The following is a 6,190-nucleotide window of genomic DNA, read 5'->3' as shown; positions in this document are numbered from 1 at the left end:
ACCCAGACGAACAAACAGCCCTCGCGACCCGCGGGGGCTTCGTCATGTCCGGACGATCGATCCCGGCCTGGCCTTCCGCAAGGCCAAGGATTCCCGCAAGCTTACCCAGAAGTGGAAAAACCGTGGGCGCCCGGCGCAGTAGTCTCTGGCACCATCCGGTATTACAGATCAGACCCGGCAAAATCCCCGTCGCCACAGGCCGCGTGGACAGCCTCTGCAGCACCTCCGCCAGCCGAGCGATCTCCACGCAGTATCGATCACCCAAAGACGGGTGGAGCCGCACGGCAGGGAGTGAGGGAAGCGATAGCAGATCATCGGGACCTTATAGAAGTACGAGGCAGGCACGAAATGCGCTGATCTGTGCTGCAAGCATGGAATGTTGGAAGGCACGTTTTATGTCTGGAAGGCGAAGTATTCCGGGATGATAGTGTCCGAGACCAAGCGGTTGAACACGCTGGAATGAGACGCATAGCGCCGAATGAGAACGTCAAGCTGAAGAAGTTGGTGGCAGAGCAGATGCCCGACATTGCGGCGATGAATGAACTACTGTCAGAAAAATGGTAGCGCCCGCCGCGAAGCGCGATGCTGTCGCGCATCTGAAAGCCCTGTTTGGGCTGTTGTAACGCCGGGCGTGCCAGATTGCTGCGGCAGACCGGAAGATGGTGCGTTACCAGTCGCGACGCGCACCTGACACGGCGCTGCAGGGTCGGTTGCAAGATCTGGCCAATGAGCGGCGTCGCTTTGGGTATCTGCAGCTTTTTGTGCTGCGGCGACGTAAGGGGGAGTTGTCGGGCATCTAGCGGCTCTACCGCGAGGAAGGGTTAACCGTCCGCAAACGCAAAGCGCGCCGTAATGCGCTCGGCACGAGGCCCCCGATCCTGATTGAGGCGTGCGCCAATGCCCACTGGTCCCTCGACTTCGCGCATGACAAGTTCGCCTGCGGGCGGCGATTTAGGGTGCTGAACGTAGTGGACGACGTCACAGGGGAATGCCTGGCCGCGATCCCCGACACATCGATCTCGGGCCGCCGTGTCGCCAGGGAACTGACGACGCTGGTCGAACGGCGAGGCAAGCCCGGGACGATCGTCAGCGATAATGCGACAGAGCTGACCCCCAACGCCATCCTGACGTGGTGCCCCGACGCCAAGGTTGCATGGCACGACATCGCCCCCCGCAAGCCAATGCAGAACGGCTTCGTAGAATGCTTGAACGGCCAGATACGGGACAAGTTTCTGAACGACGCCCTGTTCCGCAACCTCACCCATGCCCGCGCACTGATGGCGGCATGGGGGACCGATTACAACACCGCGCGTCCGCATCGCGCGCTTGGCTACAAAACCCCCGCAGGCTTCGCCCTACACCTGACCAACCGCAACTGCCCTACCCGCTGCACGCGATGAGAGTTCCGCGCGCCGGGCGATTGCTCAAGCCGAGCCAACCGGCATAACTACCAACCGAAATCCGGTCGCGACTGGATGAAAGTTCAGTGGCAGGTCATTGCGAACCGCCCTCGTTGAAAGACTTTGGTTATAAATGTGACAAAAAGTTGCTAGAGGGTCGGCCTTGGCTTGTACCCCTGGAAATCAGCAGATGTGCGACCGGACATGGAGAGCGCGGACCTGTTGTGCAAACTCCTCGACAGGGCCATCGACCGGAGTATCGCTGATCACGTCGCCGATGGGCAGCGGGCGAACCCGGAACGCGGGGACGCCCAGTTCGGAAAGCCACGCCGTCATCTGGGCTGCAGAGCTTGCATAGACGATTCGACCAAGCCCCACCCAGCCATGGGCGGCGGCGCACATCGGACAGTGTTCGCCAGACGTGTAGACCGTGGCCTTGGCGCGATCCTGAACGTCCATGTTGTTTGCAGCCCATCGGGCGATGGCGAACTCCGGGTGCTGGGTGTGGTCACCCCCGCCGATGCGGTTGTAATCCTCGAACAGCACCTCACCCTCGGACGACACAAGCACCGATCCGAAGGGCTCGTTGCCGCGGTCCAGCGCTTCGGATGCCAAATCGACACAGCGCTGCAGGTGCTTTCGATCCGTGTCATCGATCATGATACGCCTTTCCTTTCAACGGACCTGGTCTGGCTTTCGAATGACCGGGCGCAGTTCTCCTGTGACGGCCTGATGGCAAAAGACGGCCGCGCGACCATCACTTCAAGGCCTCGGAGATGGCGTCGAACACGACCAGCGGATCAACCGGTTCGCGTCCGACGGGCTTCGGTTGCGCCATATGCGTCGCGATGACGACGTTCCGCGTCGGGTTGATGTAGATGTTCTGCCCTTGGATGCCGATCGCGGCAAAGGCACCGTCGGCGATGGACGGTTCGGTCCAGCCCGGCCACCACATGTATCCGTAATCGATCGTCTCGCCGCTTTTCAGCTTCTGTGGTTGGCCGGCGGTCTCCGTCCATCCGTCCGGCAGGATGGTGCTGCCGTCGATCACCCCGCCCTCCAGGAAGAACTGCCCGAAGCGGGCGAAATCGCGCAGGGTCGCGGACAGGCCGCTGCCACCGATCTCGACCCCGTCAGGGCTGTCCAGCCACCAGTTTGCGTCGGCCTCCATCCCGTAGGGCTGCCAGATCTTTTCCGCTAGATAGTCCGACAACGGCATGCCGACCGCGCCATGGACAACCTCGCCCAGAACCTGCGTCTCGCCGGTGGAGTAGGTGTGGTGGGTTCCGGGTTCATGCGCGCGGGGCAGGGCGGCCATCACCTCCATCGCGGCGCCGGGGCGCTGTTCGATCTGCGCACGTAGCAGGTCGCGGCGGTCGGATTGGGGGTCGGTATAGGTCTCGTTCCAGTCGACGCCCGACGCCATCAGCAGGATGTCGCGGATGCTGGCCCCGTCATAGGCGCTGCCAGCCAGTGCGGGGACGTAATCGACCACCATGTCGTCCACGCCGCCGATATGGCCATCGACGATCGCCGCGCCGACCAGGGTCGAGGTGATCGATTTGGCCACCGACATCGACATCCAGCGCGTGTCAGGCGTGTTGCCGCGCTGATAGGTCTCGTAGACGACCTTGCCGTCCTTCAGCACGATCATCCCGGTGACATTGTCCAGCGACAGAAAGTCGTAGAGGTCATAGGTTGCGTCATCGACCTGATAGGTCACCATTTCCGGCAGATCGACCAAGGCCTCCGGCAGGTCGCGGGGCGTGTCGCCCGCCGGGATGGTCCGGGTGGGGAACAGCCGGTCGATGTTGCGGAAGGTGCTGACCGCCAGGTCCGGCGTCAGGTGGCCGTCATAGACGTCCTCGACCGTGCCGATGGATTCGTCCGCATGCGGATAGTCCTGCGCCTGCACCGCGCCGGGCAGGGCCAGGCACAGGCCTCCCAGGGTCAGCAGGAACCGCGTCCGGTAAAGCGGCCTCAGGGTCATGACATCCTCCCATCCGTTTCGATCCATGAAAGGGCAGTTTTGCAGCATGTGCAAGGCTGGTCACGTCCGAAAGAGGGGGCGTCAGGACGGCCGATCGGCGCTGGAACGGTTGCGGCGCGTGCTGGCGCGGGGGATCAGCTGAAATCCCAGGTCGACCGCATGGCCGCGGGGCGCATCCTGTCCGGCCAGGCGCGCGCGGATCAGGCGGATCGCCTGAGCGCCCATCGCCCGCCGATCGGTGGCGACCGAGGTGATGGGCGGTTCGGCCGCGGACATCATCTCGTGGTCGTTGAACCCGCAGATGCCAAGGCGGGTGGGCACCGCGATGTTGCGACGACGCGCCTCGAACAGGACGCCAAGCGCCAGATCGTCGTTGTTGCACAGGACCGCATCCGTCTGCGGCAGGCGCGCCATCAGATCCGCGAACAGCCGGCACCCCAGGCTGACCGAGGACGGCTCGGGTGTGGTGACGACGGGATCGTCGCCCCCCAGCCCGGCGGCCTCCAGGCAGGCGCGGAACCCTGCCAGGCGGCGCTGGCTGCGCGGGTCCATCTGAGCACCCAGAAAGGCCGGCGCGCGGTATCCCTGCGCCAGCAGATGCTCGGCGGCGGCCCGCGCCCCGTCGAAATGCGACAGGCCGACGGCCAGGTCGATGGGATTGGGGCCGACCTCCATGATCTGCACGACCGGGCATTCCGCCCCGGCCAGCAGGGCGCGGGCGGCGGGGGATTGATCGTGGCCCGCGACGATCAATCCGGCCGGGCGCTGTGACAGGAACACGCGGATCAGCTGCTCCTCGGTCAGCGGAGAGTAGCGCGTGGTGCCCAGCTGCACGATCAGCGGGCTGCCTTGCAGACCTTCGTCGATGCCGCGCATCACGTCGGCGAACACGTTGTTGCTCACCGACGGGATGATGACCCCCACGATATCTGTGCGCCCCGATGCCAGCGCGCGCGCCGCAGGGTTCGGCACATAGCCCAGTTCGCGGATCGCCCGGTCTATCCGGTCGCGGGCCAGCGGCGACACCTTGGACGGGTCCCGCAGCGCGCGCGACACGGTGATAGGGCTGACATCGGCGGCCAGCGCCACATCAGACAGGGTGATCCGCGAGGTTTTGTTCATGACGCGCGCAGATTACGCCATCGCCGCGCAAAGAAAAGGGGCTTGACCAATGACAGCGCTGTCATCCATGATTGCGCTGTCATCGGGAGGAGACATCATGGACGCGCGGCCGATTCTGGTCATGGGCATCTGCGGCACGGGCAAGTCGACCGTGGCCCGTGGCATCGCCGACCGTATCGGCGGCAGCTTCATCGAGGCGGACCTGTATCACGACGAATCCAGCGTGGCGCGCATGCGGGCCGGGCTGCCTTTGACCGACGACATGCGGTGGGGCTGGCTGGACCGCCTGGCGGCGGCGACGCGTGCGACGCCCCATCGCGCCGTTCTGGCCTGCTCGGGGCTCAGCCAGGCGCATCGTGACCGGCTGCGGGCCGGTGCAGGGGCGATGGACATCGTGTTCCTGCACGGCGACCGCGACCTGATCGCGGCGCGCATGGCGGCACGGCGCGACCACTACATGCCCGCCAGCCTGATCGACAGCCAGCTGGCCGCGCTGCAGCCCCCCGATCCCGCCGCCGAAGGCGCGCTGTGGATCGACGTGGCGCTGCCGCCCGACCAGATCATCGACCGCGCGGTCGCGGCCCTGTCCGACCCGCGCCCAGTTTCAACCGGAGGAGAGACACCATGACCAAGATGACCCGTTTCCTGATGTCGGCCAGCGCCGCGATGGCCTTGGCCGCACCCGCCATGGCCCAGGATCACAGCTTCCGTTTCCAGTCGTCCGACCCGTCGGGCAACCCGAACTTTGTCCTCCAGCAGGGCTGGGCCGCGGATGTCGCGGAAAAGTCCGGCGGCCGCATCGCCATCGACCTGCTGCCGGTCGAATCCATCGTCGCCCATAACGAAACCCAGGATGCGATCGCCACGGGCATCTTGGACGGTCACGTGACCGACCTGTCGTATTTCTCGGGACGCGATCCGGCCTTCGGTCTGATGGGCAACCCGGTCGGCGCCTGGTCCGACCCCGAGCAGATGCTGGACTTTGTCGAGAACGGCGGCGGGGCGGAGCTGCTGAACCAGATCATGAACCCCTATGGCCTGCAGTTCATCGGCGCCACCACGCCGGGCCTGGAGGCGCTGGTCAGCGCCGTGCCGCTGGACGGGGTCGATGATCTGGCCGGCGTCAAGATCCGCGCGCCTGAAGGCCTGGTCCAGTCGGTCTTTGCCGCAGCCGGCGCATCGCCCGTGAACCTGCCCGGATCCGAAGTGTTCACATCGCTGGACAAGAAGGTCATCGACGCGGCCGATTACAGCGTCTTTTCGACCAACCAGGCCCAGGGCCTGAACGAGGTCGCGCCCCATCCGGTCTATCCCGGCTTCCACTCCATGCCCCTGGTCGAGATCTCGATGAACAAGGAGAAATGGGACGCCCTGCCCGAGGACCTGCAGCAGGTCATGACGCAGTCGGTGCGCGATTTCGCCCGCGTCCAGGTCGCAGCCCTGGCCGAGGCCGACGCGGCCGCCGTGGCGGAGGCAGAGGCCGGCGGGACGATCACCGTCCACGACTGGTCCGACGAGGAGCGCACCAAGTTCCGCGGCATCGCTATGGGCGAATGGGAAAAGGTCGCCGGACAGTCGCCCGCGGCGCAGCAGGTCTATGACGCGCTGACCGCGTACCTGACCGAAAAGGGCCTGGTGCAGTAAGCGCCGCAGGATCGGGCGTTCGCGCCCGGTCCCT

General features: G+C 65.2%; 5 protein-coding genes and 1 pseudogene. 3 read left to right on the top strand and 3 right to left on the bottom strand.

The window, feature by feature from the left end; genetic code table 11:
• Positions 1 to 334: 334 nt before the first annotated feature.
• A pseudogene (locus tag LZ686_RS04660) lies at positions 335 to 1,479 on the top strand (IS3 family transposase); the annotation flags it as partial.
• A 104-nt stretch (positions 1,480 to 1,583) separates the two neighbouring features.
• On the opposite strand, the gene LZ686_RS04655 reads toward LZ686_RS04660, so the two are convergent.
• The 3 genes from LZ686_RS04655 to gntR all read right to left on the bottom strand — a co-directional run bounded on the left by LZ686_RS04655 (position 1,584) and on the right by gntR (position 4,512).
• On the bottom strand, positions 1,584 to 2,060 hold the full coding sequence (locus LZ686_RS04655; RefSeq protein ID WP_349547109.1) for a nucleoside deaminase: 477 nt from the start codon (positions 2,058 to 2,060) through the stop codon (positions 1,584 to 1,586).
• Between the two features lie 97 nt (positions 2,061 to 2,157).
• Positions 2,158 to 3,390 carry a serine hydrolase domain-containing protein gene (locus LZ686_RS04650; RefSeq protein ID WP_349547108.1) on the bottom strand — a complete coding sequence of 411 codons (1,233 nt, stop codon included), beginning with the start codon at positions 3,388 to 3,390 and terminating at the stop codon, positions 2,158 to 2,160.
• Positions 3,391 to 3,471: 81 nt separating this feature from the next.
• Positions 3,472 to 4,512 carry an HTH-type transcriptional regulator GntR gene (gntR, locus tag LZ686_RS04645; protein WP_349547107.1) on the bottom strand — a complete coding sequence of 347 codons (1,041 nt, stop codon included), beginning with the start codon at positions 4,510 to 4,512 and terminating at the stop codon, positions 3,472 to 3,474.
• Between the two features lie 97 nt (positions 4,513 to 4,609).
• Between gntR and LZ686_RS04640 the strand changes: the two genes are divergently transcribed.
• The gene (locus LZ686_RS04640; RefSeq protein WP_204245741.1) at positions 4,610 to 5,140 is read left to right on the top strand and encodes a gluconokinase; all 531 of its coding nucleotides are present in this window, start codon (positions 4,610 to 4,612) and stop codon (positions 5,138 to 5,140) included.
• Complete coding sequence (locus LZ686_RS04635; RefSeq protein ID WP_046001129.1) at positions 5,137 to 6,156, top strand: TRAP transporter substrate-binding protein; 1,020 nt, start codon at positions 5,137 to 5,139, stop codon at positions 6,154 to 6,156. Before LZ686_RS04640 ends, LZ686_RS04635 begins: the two co-directional genes overlap by 4 nt.
• Positions 6,157 to 6,190 lie beyond the last annotated feature (34 nt).

This window comes from Paracoccus sp. NFXS7 (assembly GCF_040148865.1).
Taxonomy (GTDB): domain Bacteria; phylum Pseudomonadota; class Alphaproteobacteria; order Rhodobacterales; family Rhodobacteraceae; genus Paracoccus; species Paracoccus marcusii.
The sequence above is the reverse complement of the archived record's forward strand: the minus strand, read 5'-3'. Positions and strand labels throughout refer to the sequence as shown.

What these genes read in the sequence shown, in the direction of transcription:
- LZ686_RS04655 (WP_349547109.1), bottom strand. Translation starts at nt 2,060, where the DNA reads ATGATCGATGACACGGATCGAAAGCACCTGCAGCGCTGTGTCGATTTG.
- LZ686_RS04650 (WP_349547108.1), bottom strand. Translation starts at nt 3,390, where the DNA reads ATGACCCTGAGGCCGCTTTACCGGACGCGGTTCCTGCTGACCCTGGGA.
- gntR (WP_349547107.1), bottom strand. Translation starts at nt 4,512, where the DNA reads ATGAACAAAACCTCGCGGATCACCCTGTCTGATGTGGCGCTGGCCGCC.
- LZ686_RS04640 (WP_204245741.1), top strand. Translation starts at nt 4,610, where the DNA reads ATGGACGCGCGGCCGATTCTGGTCATGGGCATCTGCGGCACGGGCAAG.
- LZ686_RS04635 (WP_046001129.1), top strand. Translation starts at nt 5,137, where the DNA reads ATGACCAAGATGACCCGTTTCCTGATGTCGGCCAGCGCCGCGATGGCC.